Annotated in this window: 18 protein-coding genes; 14 read left to right on the top strand and 4 right to left on the bottom strand. The window is 70.8% G+C overall.

What is annotated here, in order from left to right:
• Positions 1 to 12 precede the first annotated feature (12 nt).
• Positions 13 to 2,343, bottom strand: a complete 2,331-nt coding sequence (locus ACZ55A_RS34305) for a HAMP domain-containing protein (protein ID WP_468848647.1) — start codon at positions 2,341 to 2,343, stop codon at positions 13 to 15.
• Between the two features lie 1,018 nt (positions 2,344 to 3,361).
• Here ACZ55A_RS34305 and ACZ55A_RS34300 point away from each other — a divergent pair.
• On the top strand, positions 3,362 to 4,672 hold the full coding sequence (locus ACZ55A_RS34300; RefSeq protein ID WP_468848646.1) for an alpha/beta hydrolase family protein: 1,311 nt from the start codon (positions 3,362 to 3,364) through the stop codon (positions 4,670 to 4,672).
• A gap of 209 nt (positions 4,673 to 4,881) precedes the next feature.
• The gene (locus ACZ55A_RS34295) at positions 4,882 to 6,453 is read left to right on the top strand and encodes a DUF5722 domain-containing protein (RefSeq protein ID WP_468848644.1); all 1,572 of its coding nucleotides are present in this window, start codon (positions 4,882 to 4,884) and stop codon (positions 6,451 to 6,453) included.
• A 113-nt stretch (positions 6,454 to 6,566) separates the two neighbouring features.
• On the opposite strand, the gene ACZ55A_RS34290 is transcribed toward ACZ55A_RS34295, so the two are convergent.
• Positions 6,567 to 7,712 carry a PP2C family protein-serine/threonine phosphatase gene (locus ACZ55A_RS34290; protein WP_468848642.1) on the bottom strand — a complete coding sequence of 382 codons (1,146 nt, stop codon included), beginning with the start codon at positions 7,710 to 7,712 and terminating at the stop codon, positions 6,567 to 6,569.
• Between the two features lie 486 nt (positions 7,713 to 8,198).
• On the opposite strand from ACZ55A_RS34290, the gene ACZ55A_RS34285 reads away from it, so the two are divergent.
• The 3 genes from ACZ55A_RS34285 (at position 8,199) to ACZ55A_RS34275 (ending at position 14,092) form a co-directional block, all read left to right on the top strand.
• Complete coding sequence (locus ACZ55A_RS34285; RefSeq protein ID WP_468848640.1) at positions 8,199 to 9,953, top strand: PKD domain-containing protein; 1,755 nt, start codon at positions 8,199 to 8,201, stop codon at positions 9,951 to 9,953.
• Positions 9,954 to 10,470: 517 nt separating this feature from the next.
• Complete coding sequence (locus ACZ55A_RS34280) at positions 10,471 to 12,696, top strand: hypothetical protein (protein ID WP_468848638.1); 2,226 nt, start codon at positions 10,471 to 10,473, stop codon at positions 12,694 to 12,696.
• A 694-nt stretch (positions 12,697 to 13,390) separates the two neighbouring features.
• Positions 13,391 to 14,092: an IclR family transcriptional regulator gene (locus ACZ55A_RS34275; RefSeq protein WP_468848637.1), complete on the top strand. Its 702-nt coding sequence runs from the start codon at positions 13,391 to 13,393 to the stop codon at positions 14,090 to 14,092.
• 95 nt (positions 14,093 to 14,187) lie between these two features.
• Here ACZ55A_RS34275 and ACZ55A_RS34270 read toward each other — a convergent pair whose 3' ends face one another.
• Entirely contained in the window at positions 14,188 to 15,081 is an 894-nt protein-coding gene (locus tag ACZ55A_RS34270) for a class I SAM-dependent methyltransferase (protein ID WP_468848635.1), read from the bottom strand.
• Between the two features lie 74 nt (positions 15,082 to 15,155).
• The gene (locus ACZ55A_RS34265; protein WP_468848634.1) at positions 15,156 to 16,427 is read right to left on the bottom strand and encodes an aspartate aminotransferase family protein; all 1,272 of its coding nucleotides are present in this window, start codon (positions 16,425 to 16,427) and stop codon (positions 15,156 to 15,158) included.
• A gap of 276 nt (positions 16,428 to 16,703) precedes the next feature.
• On the opposite strand from ACZ55A_RS34265, the gene ACZ55A_RS34260 reads away from it, so the two are divergent.
• The 9 genes from ACZ55A_RS34260 (at position 16,704) to ACZ55A_RS34220 (ending at position 24,972) form a co-directional block, all read left to right on the top strand.
• Entirely contained in the window at positions 16,704 to 17,747 is a 1,044-nt protein-coding gene (locus ACZ55A_RS34260; protein WP_468848632.1) for a hypothetical protein, read from the top strand.
• On the top strand, positions 17,744 to 18,322 hold the full coding sequence (locus ACZ55A_RS34255; protein ID WP_468848630.1) for a hypothetical protein: 579 nt from the start codon (positions 17,744 to 17,746) through the stop codon (positions 18,320 to 18,322). Before ACZ55A_RS34260 ends, ACZ55A_RS34255 begins: the two co-directional genes overlap by 4 nt.
• Positions 18,312 to 19,298 (top strand): ABC transporter ATP-binding protein, encoded by a 987-nt coding sequence (locus tag ACZ55A_RS34250; RefSeq protein WP_468848628.1) that lies wholly within the window; start codon positions 18,312 to 18,314, stop codon positions 19,296 to 19,298. Before ACZ55A_RS34255 ends, ACZ55A_RS34250 begins: the two co-directional genes overlap by 11 nt.
• A complete protein-coding gene (locus ACZ55A_RS34245; protein ID WP_468848626.1) occupies positions 19,291 to 20,073 on the top strand; it encodes an ABC transporter permease in 783 nt (260 codons plus the stop codon). The genes ACZ55A_RS34250 and ACZ55A_RS34245 overlap by 8 nt, the downstream gene beginning before the upstream one ends.
• Before the next feature lie 97 nt (positions 20,074 to 20,170).
• Positions 20,171 to 20,824 carry an HAD family hydrolase gene (locus ACZ55A_RS34240; RefSeq protein ID WP_468848624.1) on the top strand — a complete coding sequence of 218 codons (654 nt, stop codon included), beginning with the start codon at positions 20,171 to 20,173 and terminating at the stop codon, positions 20,822 to 20,824.
• 273 nt (positions 20,825 to 21,097) lie between these two features.
• A complete protein-coding gene (locus ACZ55A_RS34235) occupies positions 21,098 to 22,267 on the top strand; it encodes an acyl-CoA dehydrogenase family protein (RefSeq protein ID WP_468848622.1) in 1,170 nt (389 codons plus the stop codon).
• Positions 22,268 to 22,308: 41 nt separating this feature from the next.
• A complete protein-coding gene (locus ACZ55A_RS34230) occupies positions 22,309 to 22,755 on the top strand; it encodes a type II toxin-antitoxin system RatA family toxin (protein WP_468848620.1) in 447 nt (148 codons plus the stop codon).
• On the top strand, positions 22,752 to 23,768 hold the full coding sequence (locus tag ACZ55A_RS34225) for an NAD-dependent epimerase/dehydratase family protein (RefSeq protein WP_468848618.1): 1,017 nt from the start codon (positions 22,752 to 22,754) through the stop codon (positions 23,766 to 23,768). The genes ACZ55A_RS34230 and ACZ55A_RS34225 overlap by 4 nt, the downstream gene beginning before the upstream one ends.
• Before the next feature lie 136 nt (positions 23,769 to 23,904).
• Positions 23,905 to 24,972 carry a hypothetical protein gene (locus ACZ55A_RS34220; RefSeq protein WP_468848617.1) on the top strand — a complete coding sequence of 356 codons (1,068 nt, stop codon included), beginning with the start codon at positions 23,905 to 23,907 and terminating at the stop codon, positions 24,970 to 24,972.
• The last annotated feature ends 6 nt before the right edge of the window (positions 24,973 to 24,978 follow it).

Genomic DNA, 24,978 nt, shown 5'->3' with positions numbered 1-24,978 from the left:
TCAGTTGGTCCTTCACTGCTGCGGCGGGCCGCCGCTTTGGAACGATGGGGCAGGGACAGAGGCCACATGAGCTCGCCCACCGCCGCGGTCCCGCTCCGCCAGCGCCTGCCGGAGCAGTTCCAGACTGCGGGTGACCGAGCCGCACTCGTCGTGGTGGACCGGGTACAGCACGGTGCGACGGTCACCGCCGGCCAGCCGCTCCGCGCATCCGGTGACGGCGCGCAGCGGCCTGACCACCACGATGTGCAGCCAGCTCAGGCATGCGACGCCCAGGGACAGGGCGAGCAGACCGGCCAGCATGGTGCGTGCTTGCAGCTGATATACCGCCAGTTTGAGCGCTGCGGCAGGCTCGGCGGAGACCACCCGCCAGCCGAGTCCGGCGATGGGCCCCTTCGGTGCCAGTGGCGCCGCGGCCGCGACCGACGGGCCCTCGCCCGGGGCCGTCCCGGCGTGCACCACAGCCGATGCCGGGCTGCCCGCGCCGCCAGGTGCTGCCTCGGTCCTGGCCGCCAGACGGGTGAGGCTCCGGTGGGGAAGAGCCTGGAAGGCTTGGAAGCCGACGCTCGCCGCGAGCACCCTGTGGCGGTTGTCGGTCAGCCACACACTGCCGAGCCCCTGCCGCTCGACCAGAGAGTTCAGCGCGTTCACGCCGATCTCGGCGACGACGACCTTTGCGGCGGCGTCCTTGGCGTTCCCGGCCTTCCGGGCCGCCGGGATCTGGGCGTAGGCGGCGATCGCGGGGATCGGGCCCGACGTGTTGACCTGGGCGATTCCGTCGCCGGTCGGCGCATGGGCGAGGGTGCGCAGGGGCTGCTTGCCGACCCGCAGCACGACGGCTCCGGTGCGGTCCAGCACATACAGCGACCGGAACGTGGGGTGGTCGGCCTGTTCGCGCCGCAGCACCTGCGCCGCCCGTTCGCGCGGCGCGCCGGAGAGGGCTGACGCCGCCGCCGCGAGGTCGGTGGAGCTCCGGCCGAGGGACCGCCGCACCCGGTCGGCGGCGGCCTCGGTGCGTGCCTGCTGGTCGGCGACGGCGGCCGGCGGTACGGCCTTGGCTGCCGGTACGCGGTTGAGCAGGAACAGCAGCGGCATCCCCCACACGGCGATCACGAGTGCGCAGACGAGGACCAGCGCCCGGGCACCGGGGCGGCGGCGCACCGGCCGCACGGGCTCCGGTACTGTCTCGCCGAGCAGTTGGCGGCGTATCGACTCCAGCGCCCGGCCGGCCCTGCCGGGCTCACCGAACGCCACCACCGGCACCGGCCGCGCCAACTCCGCGCGGTCGATGGGTGTTTCCCCGACGCCCCTGGCCAGCCGGGCAGCGGACAAGTGCAGCCGCAGCAGCGGTCGCTGTAGGCAGCCCCACAGCACCAGGGTGACCAGCACCGCGATGACCATCAGTCCACCCGCGGCCACGAGGGCGAACCACGTGTGGTCGGCTTCCTCCTTCGCCGGCGGCACCTCCCTGGCCGTGAGGACAGTCAGCCCCAGGCCGGAGGTGTCGGCCTTGCCGTCCGCCGCGGCGACCGATGCCCACCCCGTGACCCTGCGCAGCCCTTTCTGACCGTCACCGAGCACGCTGCCCGAGACGTCGCCGGTCTGGGGACCGGGGTTCGCGGCGTTCGCCGCGGCGGCGGGCAGAGCGCTGTGGTCGGTACGGGGCGCCAGATCCTTACCGGTGGTGGCGGCGGTGGCCAGCACCTTTCCGTTCCGGTCCACCAGTTGACCGGTGCGCCCGTCGCCGTACACCGCTGGAGCAGCGACCTTTTCCGAGACGACAAGCAGGAGCTCGCGCCCCTCGGCGTCCTGATCCCCTTTCAGGTCTCCTGCCTGATCGTGGTTCTCGTCCTGCTGCTTGGCGCCCGGAGCGGGGGCGGCCACCCGGGCGAAGAGCAACAGCCGCGGTTCGCCACGGCCCGAAAGGACCAGCCGGGGTGCGATCTTCGCGGTGCCGGGCCGCATCATCGCCGGCACATCCACCCCGGTCAGCGGGATCGTTTCACCACTGGCCGCCAGCGGTCTGCCGGTGCGCGGGTCGAGCAGCGCACCGCCCCCCGCAGGGTGCCCGGACGGGAGAAGGGACCGCAGCAGTGCCGCCGGAGTGCTACTGCCGGCGGGCGCCTCCGACGCCGCGGCGCGGCGCACTGCCGTGACGCGTGCGCTGATGGAGGTCCCGACCGAGTCGGCGGCATCCTCGGCGATCTGGCGTTCCGCGTCGCGTATGGCCTGGGGGACATCCTGTTCGTGAACGGTACCGAGACCGAGTGCGGTGAACGCGGCAACTGCCAGCAGGGCGCAGAGCAGTGCGGCGATCGGTGGACGGACGCCCCCGAGCAGAGGCATGTCGGCGCGGCGTCGGGTGCGGTGCGGACGGGGCGCGCGGGCAACAGCGTGCAGGACAGCGTCCTCTCGGCATGTGTGGGGAATGGCCGTGCGGCAACTCGACCAGTAGGAATACTGGGAGCACAGGATAATCACAAGTTCGTTCGTGCTGGGTCCCTGTATACCGGCTCGCAGGAACTGCACTCAACTCCCCCTTGGGAGAGGTCGCTTAAACGTCCCCGATCCAGCCCCGGCGTGGCGCAATTCCCAACCCACTGCCGGACCCGGGCGATTGACCGTACCTTTCCGTCCGCATTCGCCGCGTCACACACAGTCGCGGGGGACCTCAAGACCGCCCCCGAAACTGCCCCTTCTCAAGGAATCCGCAAACCCACAGGGGGCGGTTGGCGAGGCTCAGCGATCACGAACTGACGCGTAACGAAAACGCTCAGTGAAAACGCGAGCAACGCCGACGAATTCTGGATCCGATGGCCACCATCCGGCGATGGCGTGAATCAGCCACCTCCCGCGGAGGCCTTCTGACCGGGGACAGTGCCCCGTCAGCCGCCACATCAAGGCAACGGAACAGCCGCTCACGTCGGCCCTTTGCCTGCTTGGGCCTTTGCTTCTGCGACGGGTTCCCCGACGATGCCGAGTTGCGAGGCGTTGACAACTGTCACCGGCCGCAGCAGGGTATTTCTCCTGCGCGTGTCCCGTATCGGCAGCCGACGCCGCTCAACTCGGTGGCCTGCTCCACGAGCGCCGACAGGCCGTTCCCAGCACCTATACGTCCAGGGAAATGGCCGGTCACAGAGGCAGGCAACGGACGGGGCGCGAAGCTGGCACCATGCATTTCCGGGCGCGTCAGCAGCGCCCATCTCGCCAACCGCCATGGGCATAACTCCCCGCCCAATCAGAGTGGTTGGCACGACCATGGCAAATTGCCTATACGATGATCGCCAGCCGATCGCCGGTCACGTCGCGATCGCCACCATGGAGGGGGCTGCCCATGAAGCACGCAAGAAGGCGGCAGAGCCGGTTGCGCACCCGGGTCGTCGGCACCACAGGACTACTGACCCTCGCCCTGGGTGCCGCGGTCGCGCCGGCCACCGCCGCCGAGAAGACCGCCAGTGCGCCCACGACCACGGCGGCGGCCTTGGACGACGCGGGGCAAGCCCCGGGCCAGTTGGTGGCCTTGGACGACGCGGCGCAAGCCCCGGGCCAAGCGGTGGGCTTGGACGACGCGGCGCAACACCCGCGCCGGGCGGCGTCCTTGAAGGTGGCGCCGGCCCCGGGCCAGCTGACTCTCCCCGCCCCGACCGGGCGCCATCGCGTCGGAACGGTCGATCTCCACCTGCGCGACTCGAAACGCATGGATCCGTGGGTGCCCGGACAGCAGCGCGAGTTGATGGTCTCGCTGTGGTACCCGGCCACACACACCTCCCGCTACCCCGCCGCACTTCTCCCCAACAGCCAGCAGGTGCTGCCGGGCGGGGTTACCCTGCCCACCACTGCCGGGCACACCGGCGCCCCCGTTGACAGCAAAGCCGGCAAGCTGCCGGTGCTGCTGTACTCGCCCGGCGGGCGTGGGAACCGTGCGACGGGCACGGCACTGGTTCAGGACCTGGCCAGCCGCGGCTACTTGGTCGTCACCATCGACCACACCCACGACACCGGCGATGTGGTGTTCCCCGGCGGGCGACATGAGGTGAGCATGCTGCCGCCAGGCACCAAATCGCGCGACTTGATCGACGTCCGGGCGGCGGACGCCCACTTCGTCATCGACCAGCTGGCCGAGATCGCCCGCGGCCACAACCCGGATGTGGAACACAAGCAGCTCCCCCACGGGCTGACCCAGGCCGTGAGCACGAAGCGCGTCGGGATGTTCGGCGCTTCCCTCGGCGGAGGATCGGTGGCCGCTGCCATGCACGCGGACTCCAGGATCGACGCCGGCGTGAACCTGGACGGCCAGCTCTTCGGCTCGTCGGAATACAAGCGGCTCGACCGCCCCTACATGCTGTTCAGTTCCGAGCACCACAACCGCAACACCGACGGGAGCTGGCGGCGGCTCTGGGAACACCTGCACGGAGAGCGGCTCGACCTGAAGCTGCGCGGCTCCGGGCACAACTCCTTCGTCGACAACCAGGTCCTGTTCCCCCAGGCGCCGGGCGCATTCGGGATAACCCCGGAAGTAATGCAGCAGGCGCTCGGCACGATCGACCCCAATCGCTCCATCGAGGTCCAGCGCACCTACGTCGCAGCCTTCTTCGACAAGCATCTGCGCCACAGGGACAGGAGCCTGCTCGAGGGTCCCTCGCGCCATTACCCGGAGATCGACTTCGTGCGCTGAACGCCGTTCCGCTGCGCAGCGCCCCCAGCGCCGTCCTCCCCGGAGGGCGGCAAGGTCGCCCCGAGCAGCGCCCGCAAAGAGCAGGCAGACAACCGTAGGACCGCCCCCCTCCACTGCCCCCTCCAGGGACTCTCTCGCTGAGGGGGACGGGCCCGGTGAGCTGCGGGCGCGGGCCGATTCACCATCACGCCAAGCGCATCAGGAGAGTCATGGCCAGGCCGGCTCGGTATCTCACCGCCCTCATGTTGCTCATGTTCGCCCTTGTCCTTCCCGAGGCGCTCCAGCCCACTGCCGGCGCTGAGACGGCTCCGCCGCCGTACCCGACGCGATCCGACTACCGCATCAAGGGCATCCAGCCGGACTTCTGGTCCAGCAAGGACGAGCTGGCCGGCAACAACGCCGGCGGCGTGTCCATGAACCTCGTCTGGGCGGACTGGCAGCCGAGCGCCAAGGCGGCCCCGTGCGCTGCCGGTGAGCAGACGTTCGACGGTCGCTGCTTCACCCTCCGGCCCGAAGTGGACTCGGCCATCAAGGAGTGGACCGACCGGGGCCTGGTGGTCACCGCCATCGTCTACGGCACGCCCGGCTGGGCCCGCCAGGGCCGGCCCTGCGAGCCCGCACCCGGCTATGAGTTGTTCTGCGTACCCAACGACCCCGCCGACTTCGGACGGTTCGCCGGAATGCTGGCCCAGCGTTACGACGGACTCCACGGGCACGGCCGGATCGCCGACTTCGTGATCAACAACGAGGTCAACACCAACACGTGGTTCAACATCGGCTGCGGCCGGGGCAAGCCCTGCGACACCGCGCAATGGCTCGATCAGATCGCGGCGAACTACAACGCCGCCTACGACCGCATCACCGCCCAGCAGCCCACCGCCAAGGTACTGACCTCACTGGACCACCACTTCGGTACGGCATACGACCGTCCCTCCGACCAGGACGCGATGCTGTCCGGCATGACCGTGCTCAAGGGCCTGGCCGCCCGGACGGGATCGCGCCAATGGCGCGTCGCCTACCACCCCTACGCCCCGGACCTGTTCACCTCTGCCTTCTCCGCCGACGACTTCCCCAAGGTCACCTACGGCAACATCGGCATAGTGGTGGGCTGGCTGCGCCAGCAATTCCCGAACACGCCCTCCGCCTGGACGATCCAGCTCACCGAGAGCGGCATCAACTCCGGAGACCGGTCCAGCGAGTCACAGCAAGCCGCAGCCGTGTGCGACTCCTTCCGCAATGTGCTCGGCACACCGGACATCGAGAGCTACATCTACCACCGGATGCAGGACCACCCCGCCGAGGGCGGCCTCAAGCTCGGCCTCCGGAGGCAGGACGGCTCGGCCAAACCCGCGTGGTCCACCTGGGCCCTGGCCAACCGCAACGATCTGCCCTCACCCCAGCTCTCCTGCGGCTTCGAGCACCTGCCCTACACCCTCCTGCGCCGCGGCTACAACCCCGACCGGGGACACATCGCCTCCTCCCGGCTGCTCCCGCCCGGATTCACCGGCGAGCAGAACTGGAAGCTGCTGCGCCACCAGGCTCCCGACACGGTCATGCTCTACGAGTGCAAGGTATCCGGGCACACACTGCTGACCCGCGACCCCGGCTGCGAAGGCCAGTTCCCCATGGGCCCCGTCGGCTACCTCCACACCACCCAGGTGACCGGCTCCGTACCCCTCTACCGCTGCTACGTCCCCTCCAACGGAGACCACTTCGTCTCCAGCGCGGCCAACTGCGAGGGCCACACCAGGGAGTCCGCGCTCGGCTACGCGTTCCCGTAGTACGACCCGGCCGTGGCGGGGAACGGCCCTCGAAGTGGTCGACGAACGCGAGGAGGTGCTCGGGCTTGCGTTCGTAGCACCGCGTCGCACGTCACCCCGGTAGGGCCGGCCCCTCAACCCTGTTGCCCACGTGGCTCCCCCTCCCTCCGGCGCAAAAACGTGCCGTCTTCCTCGTCAAGCCGTTCGACAAGGAGCATGGCGGCGTCATCCGCCAGGTGGCCCTGGGAGTGCTGGAGCAATGCCGGGTGCAGTTGCTCCAGGAACTCCTGGGGGGTAGCGGCGTTCACGGCCTCCATGGCCTGGGGAAGGTCGAAGAAGTCGTTGTCGCGGTTCCGGGCCTCGATGACGCCGTCGGTGTGCAGCAGCAGGCGGTCGCCAGGGGCGAACGGATAGCTCTCCGCCTCCGGAGTGGGCCCGGTGATGAGATCTTCCAGCCCGAGGGGCGGCAGCGGGGTGGTGGGCATGAGGGCATGGGCCTTGCCGTGGTGCAGCACCAGCGGGGGTGGGTGGCCGCGGTTGACCAGCTGGACTTCATGTTTGTCCGCTGACAGCTGGGCCACGAGCGCAGTGACGAAGCCTTCCATCTGGACTTCCTGGTCAATGCCGGGCATGGCGCGCTGGCGCTGGAGGGCGGAGGCGCAGTGGTTCATGACTTCCGCAGGATCGTCGTCGTAGTGCACGGACTCCCGGAAGGCACCCAGTACGGCGGCAGCGGCACGTACGGCGGGCAGCCCCTTGCCCCGGACATCCCCCACGATCATCCGGACCCCGTACCGCGTCTGTACGGCCTCGTACAGATCTCCGCCGATCTGCGCCCCGGCCTCGGCGGCGAGGTACATGCCGGCCGCCAGTACGGGCCCCAGCCGGGCGGGTACGGGCGGCAGCAGGACCTCCTGTGCGGCCACCGCGATCCTGCGGACCTGATCGAGCTCGGTCTGCCGCCTCCTGCGCATAGCGTTACTGGTCGTGACGCTCGCCACCGAGACCACGAGAAGCCCCAGGAGGTTGCTGTAGCCCTGCATGCCACCCCACGCATCGTGAATGGTGGTGGTGGTGAGACTGACGGCCAGCGCACCAGCCGCGGCCGAGAGCGTGCCCTTGGGGCCCATCGTCAGCGCGGCCAGCGCCGGCATCGCGGTGAGCAGTGGGCCCGTATACAGAAAGTGCGCGGGCGAGAGTTCGATGCCCAGTCCGACCAGGATGATCGCGAAGGGAACGCACTGCGCGAGTCTGAAGAGGATCCGGCTATGACCAGCCACTCCAGGCCGAAGCGATGAGCGGAACCGCGACCGCATGTGTAAAGCCTGCCTCGCTGAAGGGCAGCGGTCCACCCATGGCCCCCTGAGGGCGGCCCGGAGGTGACTGAGCTCCAGCAGTGGCTGAAAGCGAGCCGTCTTCCTCGGCACGTCGCAATGCCCGCTATCAGCAAGCCCGCGGCGGCCGCTGGCTCCGCTATCAGCAAGCCCGCCGCAGCCGCCGGCCGCTCGATCTGTGACCCCTTACTGCCTAGCACTTTGGCACGTAACTGCGGGTAAGTGATCAGTTTCACTCAGTATGGGACCCCGCTCGCAGTCCATGCCGGTCTCCTGCCTGCCATCATCCCTACCGGTGCGGGATGCAGTTGGCTCCGCACGGACCGAAATGACAGCGAAAACAGGGGTGTTGGCGTGAGATTAGCGTGGTCGCGGTGGGTCGTGCCAAGGCGGGCGGGCACCGGCGCGGGTTCCGTTCCGAACGGGCCGGGGGTGGTGCGTCGTGCGTTCGCGGCGAGGCGGTTCGCGGCGGTCGGTACAGCCGCCGTGCTCCTCGGCCAGCTCCTTGGCGGGACCCCGGCCGCGGCGCAGACCATCGCCTTGCCGGGATCGGCGTTCCCCCTCGTCCTCGACGTGGACCTGACGCCGAATCCGGTGTGCAAGGGACCCGTACGCGGCCGGGTGCAGGTCTACGACCCCGCCGCCGCGAAGGCCGGAGCCACCGTGGAGTGGCGTGTGCGCGCCGGCGAGAAGCAGTTGGCCGGCGGACGCCTCGACATGGCCGCCCATGTCGGCACGGCGGAGTTCAGCATCCCCTTCGACCGGGTGCCCGCGGCCGAGACCGCCCTACAGATCGACGCCCGTATCGCCGCCTCGTCCGGCGGCCATACGCCCGGCCGCTATGGCAAGGTCTGGCGGGACACGGCACGCCGGGGGTGCGACCCGGTGCGGGTGGCGTCCGTCGGTGACTCCGTGGTCTGGGGGCAGGGCCTGGACCACGACCAGAAGTTCCCTTATCTGACGGGGCAGTTGCTCGGCCGTGAGACCGGCCGGGGCTTCCAGCACATGGACTATTCGATCTCCGGCGCGGTGCTCGACGCGCCCGAGCTGCCCGCCGGCAGCCATGACGCGGCCTGTCTGGACACGACGGAGAAGCAGGACCCGGACGGCGACGGGGAGATGGAGTTCGGCGAGGTCACCCAGCAAATGCCGGATGTGTTCTGCCAATTGGAAAAGGCGGGCGCGCAGGCGCGGACGGGCGGCTACGGTCTCGATCTGGTCGTGATCAACGGATGCATCAACGACCTCGATCCCTTCTTCGGCATCGGCGTCGGCATCACCCCCGGCTCGAAGAACCTGCCCGAGGCGGTGAAGCGTGAGTGCTCCGGCATCGGCGCGGCTCCGGAGAACCCGGCCAAGGACGTGCCCTACTTCAGCGGCGCGAAGGTCGGATACGGCGGACGCGGGATGCAGGCGGCGATCAAGAAGGCCCATTCCCTGCCGGGGCGGCCGAAGGTGATCGTGGCCGACTTCTACTACGCGTTGAGCCGCAGCAGTTCTCCGATCCCGGTGAAGCGCTGTTCGACCCCGGGGGTCGCCGGGGCGCGGCTGGCCTTCTGCAAGGGCGCCCTCGGCAGCGTGTCCGAGCGCTACGAGCAGTACACACAACTGGCCAATGCCGCCTACCATCAGGCGGCGGCCGCCGCCAACAAGGCGTCCAAGGACGGCCCGTACGCGGTTGCGGCCGACGGACTGTTCACCGTGGACAACGCCGTACTCACCCGTGACTCCAAGGTCTGGAACACTCCGGTGACCGACCCGGCGTTCCCGCTGCGCACCCGGGCCTGCCCCGAGCTGAGCGCGACTCCTGCACAGTGTCTGAGCGCGGCCGTCGGCCACCCCGACATCGAGGGCGCCCGCCAGTACGCCGACGCGTTTCTCCTCAACCCGAGTGTTCGGAAGTGGTTCCACCTCCCCCGGCAGGGGCCCAGCGCGCAGCTGAACGTCCCGAAGGACGCGCACGTCGGCAGTGAGGTGCCCATGTCGGTGACGGTGCACGGAAAGCCGCCCGCCGGCGGATACCACTACCACTGGTACTTCGGCGACGGTACGCAGCAGGAGACGAGCGAGGCGGCCGTCACCCATGCTTACGACCATGAGGGGCCCTGGCTGCCCCGGGTCGTGATGACCGGTCAGGATGGAAGGAAGGTCCTCGTCGAGGCGGCCCGACCCCTCACCGCGGACTGAAGGCTCCGTCCAAGGGGGCGGCTCGCAGGCGCGGGCCGCCCCTCGGGGTGGACGCCGTGCTTGTGCTCGACGGCACCCAGATCAGGACGCTTGAGGGCTTCTGGCGAGTCATCGGTGGGGCCATCAACGGTCCCTGCTCGTCACCGCTCGGCAGTCGGCCCGCGTTGGCCGTTCGCGTGCCGAGCACTCGACAGCGCGGCCTTGGATGCCACGTCACAACGGGCGGTACTTCCGCCCCATTCGCACATGCCGTCCTGTCTGGATGCCCCGGGCGCTTGTGTCCGACCCCGACCCCACCTCTTCCCGCTCCTTGCTGAAATGGCAAGGGACATTGCCATCGGGTCGGTGCGGGGGCGCAGAGGGTGCTGGCATGACTGATCACGCGGTGTGCCACACCGTGTGAAGACGCCACCCGGACAGGGGCGCTCGGCATGACGCTTCCCCGGCGGCGTGCTCGGCTGTGAGTACCAGGCCGATCTGACGGACTTTGGTGCCCGAGTAGAGGAGCACGAACCGTATGGCAGTCATAACCGACCCCACGTCGCTCGATGGACAGAGTCAGCCGCCGCAGGTGTACGAGGTCGAGGACCTGATCAGACCGTCCGAGGTGGAACAGCTGACGGAAGCGGCATCCACACGGCCCCAGGGGCCGGAGCAAACGGTCCAGCTTCAGGCGCAGGTGGCGCAGCTGGAGGCACACACCGCGCTCAGGGATGCGGCAGCGCCCGTACCCCGGCTGGTGCGCGGCCGCTATCGCAGTACCGATGCGGGGCACCAGCTGGAGCTGCGGGTGGATGTGGACGGCTTCCGGCCGACCATGCGGGTGAGCGGCGACTTCTTCCAGAGCAGCGGAGCCACCACCAATTTCGTCGGATCCTTCGTCGTCGAGGCGCCGACCATCACCACGGAGCCCGGAGTGGTGAAGCTGGAAGGGCAGGGGAGGTTCAGCTTTCCCGTGGCCTCACGCCATGTGCGGGTGACCATTCCGCGTGCGACCGGGCTCCCGCCACGGCCGGGGATGGCGACCGTGCAGTTTTCGGCAGGTGCCGCGGCCGCCGGCGCGACCGCGACGTTCGTGTGCTCGTTCGTGTCCCCGCACTTCCGCAGCGTCCTCCTTGAGCAGGATTCCGTCGCCGGGACGGTTCCCTTCCTCGCGTACGACACCGGTTCTCTGCCGCAACCCCCGGCGAGCCCCGCGCGCACGCTGACGGTGCCGAAGGCGTATGAGGAGGCCGGCATCGAGATGCAGATGGCCGGGATTCCCAATGTCGTCGACACCTCCGCCGCCGGATCGAACGCCAGGTGGGACGACGCCGAGCTGCACAATGCGATGGTCAACCACTTCAGCCTCTGGCGGAATGCTCCGCTGTGGCAGGTGTGGCTGCTGGTGGCCACCTCGTACATGAGGGACGACGTCCGAGGGATCATGTTCGATGCCGGCGGAGCGTTCCAGAGGCAAGGCTGCGCGGTCTTCCACGACAAGATCAAGGGTTCCGACCCGGCCAGCCAGCGGGCGCAGCTGCGTACGTACGTCCATGAGCTGGGCCATGCCTTCAATCTGCTGCACTCGTTCGACAAGGACCTCGCCGATCCGCCACAGCCCCTGGGCCCCAACGGCGGTTTGGGCGACCTGTCGTGGATGAACTACGTGGACCGGTTCCAGCCCCCGCCGCCCGCCCCCGGCGGCCCCGCCGCCTACTGGGCCGCGTTCCCGTTCCAGTTCACGGAGAATGAACTCATCCACCTCAGGCACGGCTTCCACCGTGACGTGGTCATGGGCGGGAGGCCGTTCGGTGCGGGCGCTGCGGAGGTCGACAGGGGCATCTTCGCCGATCCCGTGGTCGACAACTCCGGCCTCGCCCTGGAGCTGCGCTCCGACCGCGCCTTCCGCTTCGGACAGCCGGTCGTGGTCGAACTCAAGCTGTCCACCACCGACCAGCGCGGACGCACCACTCACGGGCGGCTGGATCCCAAGGACGGTTTTGTCACCGTCGCCATCTGCGGCCCTTCCGGCGAGATCAGAATGTACCGGCCGCCGCTGAAGCGGTGTCTGGACGGAGGCGCCGAGATCCTCCTGGATGCCGAGCGGCCGGCGATCTACGAGAGCTGCTACATCGGGTACGGCAGCGACGGCCACTACTTCCAGCAGCCCGGCCGGTACAAGCTGCGCGCGCAGTACATCGCGTCGGACGGCTCCCGGGTGCTCTCCCCGGTCCACCAGGTGACGGTCCGCTCGCCCCGTACCGACGAGGACGAGGATGTGGCCGAGCTGATGATGGGCGACGAGCAGGGCATGCTCTTCTATCTGCTCGGCTCGCACAGCGAGGCACTGAGCTCCGGGAACGCGTCTCTTGACGAGATGCTCGACCGGTACGGCGACCACCCGCTCGCCGTCTATCCGCGCCTGGTCAAGGGCGCCAACGCGGCCCGGGACTTCAAATACCTCAGCCCGGACAAGACCCTGAGCACGAAGGCCGCCAATCCCCAGGAGAGCATCGGCCAACTGGACTCGGTCGTGCGCGCCTCGCTGGAGGAGCGGGGCGTGGACAACATCACGCTGGGCTGGGTGATGAGACGCCGTGCCCGCATGGAGGCCAGGGCCGGCGACCCCGAGCGGGCCAGGCGGACGATGGACGAGATGGTCGAGGTGTTCCGCGGCAGGACGAGCAGCCCCTCCGTCCAGCGGCACATCGAGGCGCAGGCGGAGCGGGTCAAGGAGGCGGTGACCCGCGAGAGCCGGTAGCGCCCGGCGGCGGGTCCCGTAACCGACCGCGCCGAGCGGCGCACGGCAGCGGAAGAGCGGTACCCCGCCGTGGCGGTGACGCCGGCACGGCGGGGTACCGTGCGTCGCTGACGGACGGGCGCGGAGAGGGCCTGCGGGCGGCCACTCTGCGGACACCTTTGCGCCAGGCCGCGGTCACGTCCTGGAAATTGACCGGTTTTCCACGCTTGGTCTGCCGCTGACGGCTCCTCGTTCCGGGGATGGGCGCTCTGCCCTGCATATTCTTGCAGCGACGGCGGTCCCGCCGTCCTGAACTCCTGTCAATAACCGTGTGCGGATTGACCAGATCGCTCGCATAAGCCCTTTTGGGCAATGCCCGCGCTGCTACAGTTTTCTTTCTGTACAGTTGCCGGCCTCCGGGCTCTGACGACGCCGGTTTTCTGTCTGACTGTCCGGCGCTGACCACGCCGGTAGTGAACGGGGGAATCGGCGAAGTGACAAAGCGTTCCGCCGAATGGCCACATACCGCTTTCCAGTGTCCTGCGCAGTACCTGCTCCTGAGGCCGCAAGGGCTGCCGTGCTCCGTCTCAGCACGTCACCGGGGCGATGCCCATAAACGCAGAGGTCTGCCTGAGGGTGCCGTTGCATGCTCTTCACTGCTCCCCCAGACGCCTCGGAGGAGGTACCTTTGTCCGTTCAGAAACACTCCCGTTCCATGCTCGCGCGCGGCCTGAGCATTCTGCGTTGCTTTCGGCCAGGCGAGCCGGAACTCCCGCTCTCCGAAATAGCGCGCAGAGCCGACATGCCCAAAGCAACCGCTCACCGGATCATCGCCGAACTCGTCAAGGAAGGCATGCTGGAGCGGGGGGAGAGCGGGCTGAGACTCGGTGTCACCCTTTTCATGCTCGGCGCGCGAGTTCCCCTACAGCGCAAGCTCAGGGACGTGGCTTTCCCATACGTGGAACAGCTGCATCACCTCACGCGCGGAAGTGCCTTCATTTTCATTTCCGACGCCTTCGGTCCCGACGCGGCGCTGGTGGACGCGGTACGCCGGGTGTACGGGGCGGGCACTGCGCTCGGCGCCGAGGAGGAGACCTGGGCCTCGGCCCAGGCCGCGACCAGGATCTTCCATGCGTTCGGCGGGAGCGCGGCCCTCCCCTCGCGGGTTGCGCTGGCGGCCGACGGGGAGGTGGACCGGGTGCAGCACCAGGGGTTCGTGGCCGTTCGCGGCGCGACCGGCGCCGTCGGTATCGCGGCGCCCGTGCTGACGGCGTCGAGCACGGCGGTGGGAGCGTTGGCCGTCGCGGGTCCGCAGGGCCGGTTACCGGTGGTCGGGGCGGCCTCGCATCTGCGGGCCGCGTGCGCCGCCGTCTCACGTGCCCTCCAGCGCAACCCCGAACTGGTGCCCCTCCGGTGATCCTCGGTGAGCCGCCGCCCGCGGTCATGGCCCGGGACCCACCGGGCAGCCGACGGGGCGGTTCCGGACGCCCGGGCGGCTGACGCGGTGCCATGTCAGCCCCGCCGCGCAGTGAACAGCGTGGGCAGCAACCGGCCCGCCAGGTACTCCTCGCGGGCCGCCATGAGGGTGTCCCGGATGCGGTCCGCCGAGGCGGACCCGTAGATCCCGGCAACGCTGCCGCGGAAGATCCGTACCACCTTGAGCCGTTCGGCGAGCAGCGCCACGGCCCACTCCGTCAGATCGCGCCGTTCCACGTCGACGAAGCCGGCGTGGTCGAGCTGGCGCAGGCGGTCGGCGAGGGGGGTGGTGAAGAAGACCTCGCCCGGGTGGGTCGCGCGGAAGGCGGCGGACGGCGCCCGGTCGCCGGGCGTCAGGCTCACCTCCTCGGTGACGACCAGCAGTCCGCCGGGACGCAGCAGCCGCCCGGCTTCCCGCAGGACCTCGCCGGGTGCGGGGAAGTGCGGCATGGAGCCCGTCACCACCATGACGTCGAGCGAGGCGTCCTGGAGGGGCACCGCGGTGGCGGAGGCGCAGATCTCCGTCATTCCCTCGCGTCCCTGAGCGCTGCTGATGCGGCGGCTGACCGCGCAGTGCTCGGCGACGAGATCGACGCCGTAGGCGCGCCGTACGGTGACTCCGCGCGCGGTGAGCCGGTCCACCGTGTACCGCAGCGCACCGCCGAAACCGCTGCCGAGCTCGCACAGTTCCACCGTGGCACCGCCGTGCGCACCGTCGCACCCTGCGACGACGGCCTCGGCGACCAGGTCGCAGCCCTGGGGTCCGAAGTGGCCCATCTGGTCGAGGCCGAGCAGGCCGGCCGGACCCTCCTCGCCGGTGAACTCGACGATGGACCGCTCGGTGCGCTCCCAGTCGTGCAGCGCGGGGAAGAGCTCCCGGTGGTAGCGGTACTGGACGCCGCGCTGGCCGTGCGTTTCGGTGTTCGGCATGGCGTCGCTCCTCGGTGCGTTCGGTCCTGCGGTCGGTCCCGGGTCAGGGTTCCGGCCCGGGGGTGAGGCCCGGCTCAGGGCGTTGAGGGGGCCGGAGGGCGGAATTCGTCGGGCACCGCGACGCAGACGGCGTCCAGGAGGGCCAGCGCCTCCTCGGCCTCCTCGTCGGTGGCGACCAGCGGCGGAAGCAGCCGGAGCACCTCCGGCTGCCCCAGGCACGGGGAGACCACGAGGCCCTTGCGGCCGAGTTCCAGCAAGATGTCTCCGGCCACGGCGGGAGTGGCGAACTCCACGCCCCACAGCAGGCCCCGGCCGCGTACCTCCGTGATCAGGGTGGGGTGGCGCCGCGCGAGACCGGCCAGGCCGGCGGCGAACTGCTGCGCCAACCGTTCGCCGCGCGGGGCAAGTTGCTCCACTGCCGTGAGCGTCGCGACGCCGGCCGCCGCGCCCAGCGGATGCCCGGAGAACGTCGTGGTGTGCACGAACGGGTCGGCGGTCAGCGGCGCGTACAGCTCCGGCGTGGCCACCACGGCGGACAGCGGCTGTACACCGCCGCCGAGGGCCTTGCCGAGCAGTACGGCGTCGGGCCGTACCCCGGCGTCGGTACTCACCAGCCGGGTCCCGCATCTGCGCAGTCCGCTCTGGACCTCATCGGCTATCAGGAAGGCGCCGTGCTCATGCGCGGCGTCCGCGAGGGCCCGCAGGAACCCGGTCTCCAGCGGTCGTACGCCGCCCTCTCCCTGGACGGGCTCGACGAGGACGGCGGCCACCTCACCGTCCGCGAAAGCGCCGGGGAGCGCGGACGTGTCCGCCGCGAGGTGGGTCACGCCGGCGAGCAGCGGTTCGAGCGAGCGGCGGTAGCGCGGGTTCCAGGTCGCCGCGAGGGCGCCGAGGGACTTGCCGTGGTAGGCGCCCTCGACGGCGAGGACGCGGGTGCGGCCGGTGGCCAGGCGTGCCAGCTTGAGCGCCGCCTCGACGGCGTCGCAGCCGTTCAGCCCCAGCCACACCTTCGTCAGCCGCTCCGGGTCGGCCCAGGCCACCAGCTTCGCCGCGAGATCGGCGGTCGTACGGTTGCCCAGGACCCGGGTCGACACCGGCATCAGGTCGAGCTCACGGCGTACCGCGGCGAGGACGGCGGGGTGGCGCTGTCCGAGCAGGGTCACCGCGTAGCTTCCGAAGTCGAGCGCGCTGCGGCCGTCGGAGAGCCGCAGTCGGGCGCCCTCGCCGCTCATCTCGATCGCGCCCGAGCCGTTCATGCCGTAGACGAGGGCCAGTTGGGGCGAGAGGTGTCGGCGGGTGGCGTCGAGTGCACTCCGGGCGGTCCCGTGCCTGGCGGTCACGGTCATCGGACCGTCCTCTCCTCGTCCGGCAGATCTGCCCCTGGCCGCGGATCCGACGGACGGCGAGGGGAGTCGCAACCCTTCGGTCAACGTTGTAGCCCCCTTCCGCGCCGGTGAGAAGCCGCGTTCCGGCTGCCGGAACGGTTCGTTGTTCCGGGCCCGCGGCGGTTGAGAGGCTGCGCAGGGCAGCGCGACCACCGTGTCCCCGGAGACCACCGGTGACCCGGCCCGGGGTGGGCCCGCCGCCCGTCGCCGTCCGCATCCGAAAGGTGCACCGACCGCATGGAGACCACGTCAGCACATGCCGTTGCGTTCCCGGATTCCGGCACCCTGGAAAAGCGTCTCGACACGTTCCTGGCGCAGCGCGGCATGGACCGGGACGCCGTGCGCAAGGAGGCCGACCAGGGCGTGGGCACACCGGCGCTCGCGGTCGCCGCCGGATCGGTGCTCGCCGGTTTCGGCAACCACCGCAGCGATCTCGACCTGCTCGTCCTCGTGGAGAACGACCGGCTCACCCGGTTCCCCATCCAGTCCCACGAACACGGCACGCTGATCGACGTCAACATCCGCCGGGCGAGCGCCGTCCGGGACAGCACGGCCGAGCTGACCGCCGCGCCCTGGCCCCGGTTCGGCACGGTCACCGAGGACGCCTGGAACCACCGGCGGCGTGCCCTCAACACCGCGAACCGGCTGGCGCTCGGGCTGCCGCTGGTCGCATCGCCGCCGTGGGACGCGTGGCACGCCGAGCTGCGCCGCCCGTGGCTGGCGGAGGTGGTGGAGCAGTGGTGGACGGTGGAGGCACACCGGCTCGCGCAGGCAGCCCGCTGGCTGCTCGGTGCCAGGCCCATGGCAGCGGCGGTCCGTGCCCGGGAGGCCGTGGTCGCCGCGCTCAATGCGCGGGCCGCGGCGGCCGGGGAGCTGTACTTCGCCGCGAAGTGGGTGGGCGAGAAGCTCAAGGTGCTCGGGGACACCGAGGGCCTGGCCCTGCTCCGCGAGGCTCTGACGCCCCCGCTCGCGCCCCGTGAGCGGGTCCCGCACTGTCTCGCCGCCGTCGAGCGCCTGATGGGTGAGGCCGCGCCGCTGCACGCGGTACTGCGCTGGTCCACCGGCATCGGGACGACGGTGCTCGACGACCGTACGGTCGTGGACCGCTGGCAGCTGCGCGCCTTCGAGGTCCTGCGGCGGGATCTGCCGCCCGAGGACAGCGATGCGGTCCTCTGGTCGGGCCCGGCCGGAACCTCTCCCCCGGACGACCTCCTGCCCCTGTTCGTTCACAACATGGTGTGGCTCGGTGTTGCACACCCTGACCCGGAGGTGCCCGCGTGACGCGCCGCAGCACGCCCGCGACCACCGAAGCGGCGCCGGGGAGGGTCCCGGCGCCGGCCGGCGCGCCCCCAGCCGACCTGCGGCGGCTGCTCACCTTCCGCGCCCATGGCGCGGCCCGGCTTCTGCTCGGCTGCCGGGCGCGTCTGGAGGACATCGAGGGTGCCGTCGGCGCGGGACAGACCGAGGTCGCCGTGCTCATGGCCTACGACCTGGTGCAGTTGTCCCTGTCCGTACGCGGGCTGCGTACCGAGGGCGAACTGAGCTACGGGCGCGACGAGGCGGGCTTCGATCCCTACGCCGGAGTCCCGGCCGAGGAGGTCGAGGCCGGGCTGCTCCTCGCCGCGGAGGGCCGGGAGGCCGTGGGTGAGGAGCGTGGCGAGGCATGGCTGGACAGGCTCCGCGGTCATCTGCGGGACACCGAGGCACTGCTGGGTTACGGCGAACCGCTGCCCGATGTGCGGTCCGGGAGCGGCCTGATGAAGGGCTTCAAGCTGGCCCGCACCTGGCAGCCGCTGCTGAAGCGCGTGGGTCTGCCCGATCTGCTGCCGGACGCCTGGACGCGCCGTGCCGACTGATCCGGGGCCGCAGGGCGCCGGCGGTGACCGGGTACCGGCACTGACCCTGCGCAACGTCAGCAAGCGGTACGGCGCCACGACGGCTCTGGACGATGTCGCCCTCGACATCGCCGAGGGCGAGATCGTGGGTCTGCTCGGACACAACGGTGCGGGCAAGACGACCCTGATGTCCCTGGTGGCGGGGCTGTTACGGCCGGACGCCGGGGAGATCGAGGTACGGGGCGTCTCCTGCGTCCGCGAGCCGCGCCGGGCCCGCCGCGAACTCGGCCTGGCGCCCCAGGAATTGGGCGTCTATCCGCCGCTGACGGTGCGGCAGAACCTGAGGTTCTTCGCGGAGCTGGCCGGGCTGCGCGGCCGGGAGGTCCGGCGGCGGACCGAGGACGTCGCCGCACCGCTCGGGCTTACCGACCTGCTCGACCGCCGTGTCTCCCGGCTCTCCGGGGGCGAACAACGGCGTGTGCACACCGCGATGGCCCTGCTGCACCGCCCGAAGCTGCTCCTGCTCGACGAGCCCACCGCGGGCGTGGACGTGCAGACCCGGGCCCGGCTGATCGCATTCGTCCGGGAGCTGGCGGCCGCCGGTACGGCCGTCTGCTACTCCACGCACTACCTGGCCGAGATCGAAGCGCTCGACGCGAGTGTGGCCGTGCTGGACCACGGCCGCATGATCGCCCGGGGCACACTCCGGGAGCTGGTGCACAGCCACGGGGACAGCGCCGTGGAGCTGACCTTCTCCGGCAGTCCGCCCGCGCTGCACCTGCCGTGGCCGGTGACCCGCAAAGCCACGATGCTGCGCGTCCGCGTCGAGCAGCCGCATCTGGCGGCGCCCGAAGTGCTGTCGTATCTGGGCGAGTCGGCGCGGCAGCTGGTCAACCTGCGGGTGGTGCAGCCCAGTCTGGAGAGCGTCTTCCTGGGCCTGACCGGACGGTCGTACGCGGACGGGGACCGGACCATCGGGGCGGGACACCATGGGTGACGGTTCACTGGGCCGGATCGCGGCCCTGGTCAGGCAGGACGGCCGGCTCCTGGTGCGCGATCCCGCGCCGCTGATCGTCCGTACGGTCATGCCGCTGCTCATCATGGGCTTTATGCAGCCGCTGTTCCGTGCGGCGCTGCGGGCCGACGACGTACACGGTGCCAACGGGGCCGAACAGGGCGTGCCCGGCATGGCGGTGATGTTTCTGTTCTTCCTCGTGAACATGGTGGGCTTCGCGATGTTCCGGGAGCACGGCTGGAACACCTGGGACCGGCTGCGGGCCGGACCCGCGCGGCCGTTCGAGCTGGTGGCCGGCCGGCTGGTGGTGCCGCTGGGGGTCGCGGTGGTCCAGCTCGCCGTGGTCTTCGCCGCGGGCGGGCTGCTGTTCGGGCTGCGGGTGACCGGCTCGTACCTGGCGCTGGCCGTGGTAGGCGTGCCGCTCGCGTTGTGCGTGGTCATGGTCGGTATGGCGCTGGTGGCGCTGTGCCGCACGATCTCCCAACTCAGCGTCCTCGCCAATCTCTTGGCGCTGCTGTTCGCCGGGCTCGGCGGCGCGCTCACCCCGCAGTCCGCACTGCCGGACTGGGCCCGCCCGCTCGCGCCGGGGGTGCCCAGCTATTGGGCGATGCGCGGCTTCTCCACCGTCATCCTCGACGGCGGCGGCGTGGGCGCGGTCCTGCTTCCGGCCGGTGTGCTGTGCGCCTTCGCGGCGGGTCTCACCGCCGTGACCCTGGCCTTCTTCCGTACCGGCCACCGCAAGCTCTCCTGGTCCTGAAGCGGCCGGTCTCCGCGCCGTGCGCCGGTGCCCGTCCGGCGACGCGCCACAGCAGCGGTCGTACGACATCGGCCGTGCGACCTCGGAAAGGACTGCCATGCCCGCCGTCGTGGTTTTCGACTGCTTCGACACCCTCGTCATGTCCCGGCCCCTGCCGGGCCCCGAGGAGTTCACCCGATGCCTCGCCGAGGTACTGGCGCTGGACCGGCGGTGCGCGGGCGAGGTCGTGCACACGGTCTTCAACGCCGTGTTCGCGGCGATGGCGGACCGGTCCATGCTCCAGCCGCCGACCATGGGCCTGCTGGACACCGCCCTGCGGGAGCGGGGAGAGCCACGGGAGCGGGCCGACCTGGAGAGGGCGCTGTGGCATGCGCTCGGCTGCGCGGACCACGACCGGTACACGCTGTGCGCGCCGACGGCGGACGCCATGCGCCGGACCGCCGCCGCCGGCCACACCGTCCGGCTGCTGTCCAACTGCTATCTGCCGGGCAACCTGATGCGGAGGCTGCTGCACCGGTTGGAGGTGCCCGAGGTGTACGACCGGACGCTGTTCACCGCGGACGGCGGGCCGAAGAAGCCCGACCCCCGCGCGTTCCGGCTGATCGGCGAGGGCGATTTCGAGCGGCGGGTGATGGTCGGCGACTCCGAGGAGCTCGACCTCGCGCCGGCCGCCGCACTCGGCTGGGACACCGTACGCGTGGATCCCGGCGCTCCCGATCTGACCGGCCTCCGCGCCCTGTTGGAACGGTGAGAACCGGCGGTTCCGCGCCGACCGCCGGCACCCGGTGCGAACCGGCGTTCCGCACAAAGAAACGGCCGCTGATTTCGGCCGCCCGCTCTGCCTAGGGTTTTCCCGTTACCGCCCGCTGATTCCGTTCGGGCACCCATTCCGCTGTCTTCACCCCTGCGTCGTCACCCGTCCCGCACCGTACGGAAGGAGCCGATACATGCAGTTTCTCCCACCCTCGGCCGCCTTCCCCGACGCCGCGGGATCCGTCGTGCACGGGCCCCCGAAGGGAGAGGCATGACCACGGCAGCCAAGGACGGAGCCGGGCACCGCGACGACGGCGAGGCCCCGCACCGTGCCCTGCTCGACGCCGGCTGGAGCACGGCGTGGCGGCCCGCGCCGGCCCGCGCGGACGCCACCGGCGCCGAGCGCATCCGCACGCTCGCCACCAGCGGTTACGCGGCACTGCCGATCCCGCAGGAGTTCGGCGGCGCGGGCGCGGGACTCGTCGAAGTGGCCGCCGCCCAGCGCGCGTTGGGCATGGCCGACCCCTCGGCGGCCGTCGCGCTGAACATGCATGCCTTCACGGTGGGGCTGATGGCCGACTACTGGAAACGGCACCGGGACACCAGCTGGATGCTGCTGGAAGGGATCGCCGGGTCCGGCGCGCTGGTCGCGTCCGCGTTCGCCGAACCGGGTGGCAGTCCCAACTTCATGAGCAGCCGCTCCGAGGCCGTCCCGACCGCCAAGGGCTACCGGGTGACGGGCGTGAAGTACCCCTGCTCGCTCGCCACCACGGCCACCCTGGTGTGCCTGACGGCCCGCGTCACCGGGACCGATGAGACGATCCTCGCGCTGTGCCCGCGTTCCTCCCCGGGCCTCACGGTCGAGGGGGAATGGCCCTCCCTCGGCATGACGGATTCCGACACGGCCCGGCTGGTCCTGCGCGATGTGGAGCTGGACGACCGGCTCGTCATCCACCGCGGCCCCGCCGACGTCATCGACGACAACGTCGTCTCCGGTATGGCGTGGTTCGCGGTGCTGCTGAGCGCCACGTACCACGGTGTCCTCAGCGGGCTGCTGGACGTGGCGTACCGCCAGGTGACCGGTGCCGGCACGTTCGGGCCGAGGACCGCCCTGCTCGGCCGCGCCACCCGGGAGCTGCTGACGCTCGGCGGCGCGTGTCGCCAACTCGGCGCGGACGTCGAGTCGGAGGCGATCGGCGGGCAGGCCGCGCTGGCCGCGGCGGTGGGGCTGCGCGCCTCGCTCAGCGACACCCGGGACCGGGTGCTGGCCGCCGTCACCCCGGTCATCGGCAGCCGCCTCTACGGGCGCGGGCAGCAGGCCGCCGGCCTCCTGGTCGACTCGCTCGCCGTCCACCACCATCCGCCGTCGCTGCTGACCTGCGACGAAGCGGTCGGCGCCTTCTGCACGGGGCGTGAGATCAGCTTCGACCCGGCCGGCTGAGCCGCCCGGCCCACCCTGCGCGCTTAAGGAGACACACAGCCATGCCCCATGTCGAGGTCAATCTCCCGATACATGCCCCGGCGGCCGACGCCTGGCGGGCCGTCACCCGGCTGGAGGACTACGCCGCCTACATGGAGAACGTCGAGTCGGTGTCCGTTCTCGGGGAGACGGAGACCGGCACCCGTACCAGCGAGTGGTCGGTGCTGCTGAAGGGGTCCGTCCTGGAGTGGGTGGAAGAGGACGAACTCGACGAGGAGAACCGCGTCATGTCGTTCACCCAGGTCTCCGGCGACCTCGACGAGTTCAACGGCTACTGGCGGGTGACGGACGGCGGGGACGGGACCTCGGTGGTCACCTTCTCGGTCGACTTCGAGATCGGCATCCCGCTGCTGGCCGACATGCTCAACCCGGTCGCCACCAGGGCGCTGCGGGAGAACTCCGAGCAGATGCTGCGCGCCATCGAGCGGCGGATCACGGCAGTCTCGTGACCGCGCCGACCCGCATCCTGGTGACCGGCGCCACCGGCGCGGTGGGCAGCGCGGTGCTGCGCGCGCTGGACGCGGCCGGCCACCGGGTCTACGGCGTGAGCCGCCGCGGCGGAGCGGGTCCGCGGCAGTACGCCTGGCGGGCCGGACAGCAGGAACCGCCTCCCGAGCTGCGCGGCCCGTGGAGCGCGCTGGTGCACTGCGCCGCCGACACCCGCTGGAACCTGCCCGCCGAGCAGGCCGAGGAGGCGAACGTCGCCCCGCTGCGCGCCGTGCTGTCCCTGATCGGCCCCGAGACCCACCTCGTTCATCTGTCGTCCTCCTACGTCACGGGCCTGGAGGGCGACATCGCCTCGCACTCCGGGGACGCCTACCGCAACTCCTACGAGTGGTCCAAGGCCGCGGCCGAACGTCTGGTGCACGCCGAGCGGGACAGCGCCGACATCGTGCGGTTCCCCATCGTGATGGGGACCAGGGCGGACGGCGCCCTGGACCGCTACAGCGGCTTCTTCTGGCTGCCCTCCTCGCTGTGCAGCGGCGCCGTCCCCGCTCTGGTGGCGGAGAAGGAGGCGCTGCTCGACATGGTCAGCACCGACGACGTGGCCGACCATGTGGCGAGGCTGATCGCCGTCGGCCCACCGGCGGGCCGACGGCTGTCGGTCCTGGGACGCGGTGACCGGGCCCAGCGGGTGGAGGAGGCGTTCGACACCGTCCTGGACGCCCTCAACTCCTGGCGCGCCGAGCACGGTGTGCCCGCTCTGGAGCGCCTTCCCTATGTGACGCCCGAGCAGTGGAACCGCTTCTACCTGCCGTTCGCCGAGGAGTACCTGGACCGGGCCCAGCTGCTGCGGGTCACCGCCTTCCGCGCCTACCAGAGCTATCTGTCGGTCACCGAGCCGTTCGAGGTCACCGGCCGGGTCGCGGACACCGCGCAGGTGCTGTTCCGCTCCATCCGGCGCTGGGCCGACAGCCATGCGGCCTCCGCCCGCCGGGTTCCGCGGCCGTGGACGGCCTGACGTGCCGCGCAGGGCGCGGCCCCGCGCCGCGGAAGCCGTCGGCGCACATTCTTCCTCCCTGCCCGGACGGGCCCCAAAGCGCGGCCGGAGCAGCCGAGTTGGAGTTGGTGTTCAGCGTGGAAAGGAACAACCTGTCATGAAACCCGTACGTGTTGCGCTCGCCGGCGCCGGAAACTGCGCATGGAGCTTCACCCAGTTCGTCGCCCTGGCCCAGGCGGACCCCGCCACCCGGCTCCCGGGCCTGATGTGCCACACGGTGGGTGGCTACCGGCTCGCGGATGTGCGGGTCGTCGCGGCGTTCGACGTGGACGCGGCGAAGGTCGGACGTCCGTTGGCCGAAGCCTTCACCGCTCCCGCCATCTCCGCGACCGCCTTCACCGGGCTGGGCGACGACAGGGACGCCCCGGTCCTGCCGGCGCCGGTCCTCGACGGCCTCGCGGGACCGCTCGGCGCCGTCGTGAAGCCGGCCGCCGCCGCTGAGGACGCCACCCAGGAGCACGTCGCCAAGGCCCTCGTCGAACACGACGTGGACGTCCTGGTCATCGCGCTGCCCACGGGCGCCGGCCAGGCCATCCGGATGTTCGCGGACGCCGCCCTCGCCGCCGGGACGGCTGTCGTGAACTGCACCCCCGAGGAGCTGGCCCGGGACGACAGCCTCAGCCGCCGGTTCGCCGACGCGGGGGTCGTTCTCCTCGGGGACGATCTGCGCAGCCACCTCGGTGCCACCTGTCTGCACACCGCCCTGATCGAACTGCTGCTCAGCCGCGGTCTGGAGCTGGCGAGCACCTACCAGCTCAACGTCGGCGGCAACACCGACTTCCTGAACCTGGCGGACGCCGGCCGCTCGGCCTCGAAGTTCACCTCGAAGGCCAATGCGCTGCGCGCGGCCGGCATGACGGACGTCGACGGGGTGGCAGGCCCCACCGGCTACATCGGGCACCTCGCCGACACGAAGGTGTGCTTCGCCAATCTCACGGCGAGGTCCGTGCTCGGCTCCGAGGTGCAGATCGACATCAAACTCACCGTGGAGGACAGCCCGAACGCCGCCGGTGTCATCGCCAATGCCGTACGCGCCGCGAAGACCGCCGCCGACCGCGGCCTGTCCGGCCGGGTGGACGCCCCCTCCCCGCTGCTCTTCAAGAGCCCCCCGCGCGGTCTGCCCGAATCCGAGGCGAGGACCGCGTTCGTGGACTTCGCCTCCTGACATCCG

It is taken from the genome of Streptomyces sp. NPDC034111, assembly GCF_055575375.1.
This window is presented reverse-complemented; position numbering and strand designations above follow the sequence as displayed.

What these genes read in the sequence shown, in the direction of transcription:
- ACZ55A_RS34305 (WP_468848647.1), bottom strand. Translation starts at nt 2,343, where the DNA reads ATGCCTCTGCTCGGGGGCGTCCGTCCACCGATCGCCGCACTGCTCTGC.
- ACZ55A_RS34295 (WP_468848644.1), top strand. Translation starts at nt 4,882, where the DNA reads ATGGCCAGGCCGGCTCGGTATCTCACCGCCCTCATGTTGCTCATGTTC.
- ACZ55A_RS34280 (WP_468848638.1), top strand. Translation starts at nt 10,471, where the DNA reads ATGGCAGTCATAACCGACCCCACGTCGCTCGATGGACAGAGTCAGCCG.
- ACZ55A_RS34275 (WP_468848637.1), top strand. Translation starts at nt 13,391, where the DNA reads ATGCTCGCGCGCGGCCTGAGCATTCTGCGTTGCTTTCGGCCAGGCGAG.
- ACZ55A_RS34270 (WP_468848635.1), bottom strand. Translation starts at nt 15,081, where the DNA reads ATGCCGAACACCGAAACGCACGGCCAGCGCGGCGTCCAGTACCGCTAC.
- ACZ55A_RS34265 (WP_468848634.1), bottom strand. Translation starts at nt 16,427, where the DNA reads ATGACCGTGACCGCCAGGCACGGGACCGCCCGGAGTGCACTCGACGCC.
- ACZ55A_RS34260 (WP_468848632.1), top strand. Translation starts at nt 16,704, where the DNA reads ATGGAGACCACGTCAGCACATGCCGTTGCGTTCCCGGATTCCGGCACC.
- ACZ55A_RS34245 (WP_468848626.1), top strand. Translation starts at nt 19,291, where the DNA reads ATGGGTGACGGTTCACTGGGCCGGATCGCGGCCCTGGTCAGGCAGGAC.
- ACZ55A_RS34240 (WP_468848624.1), top strand. Translation starts at nt 20,171, where the DNA reads ATGCCCGCCGTCGTGGTTTTCGACTGCTTCGACACCCTCGTCATGTCC.
- ACZ55A_RS34235 (WP_468848622.1), top strand. Translation starts at nt 21,098, where the DNA reads ATGACCACGGCAGCCAAGGACGGAGCCGGGCACCGCGACGACGGCGAG.
- ACZ55A_RS34230 (WP_468848620.1), top strand. Translation starts at nt 22,309, where the DNA reads ATGCCCCATGTCGAGGTCAATCTCCCGATACATGCCCCGGCGGCCGAC.
- ACZ55A_RS34220 (WP_468848617.1), top strand. Translation starts at nt 23,905, where the DNA reads ATGAAACCCGTACGTGTTGCGCTCGCCGGCGCCGGAAACTGCGCATGG.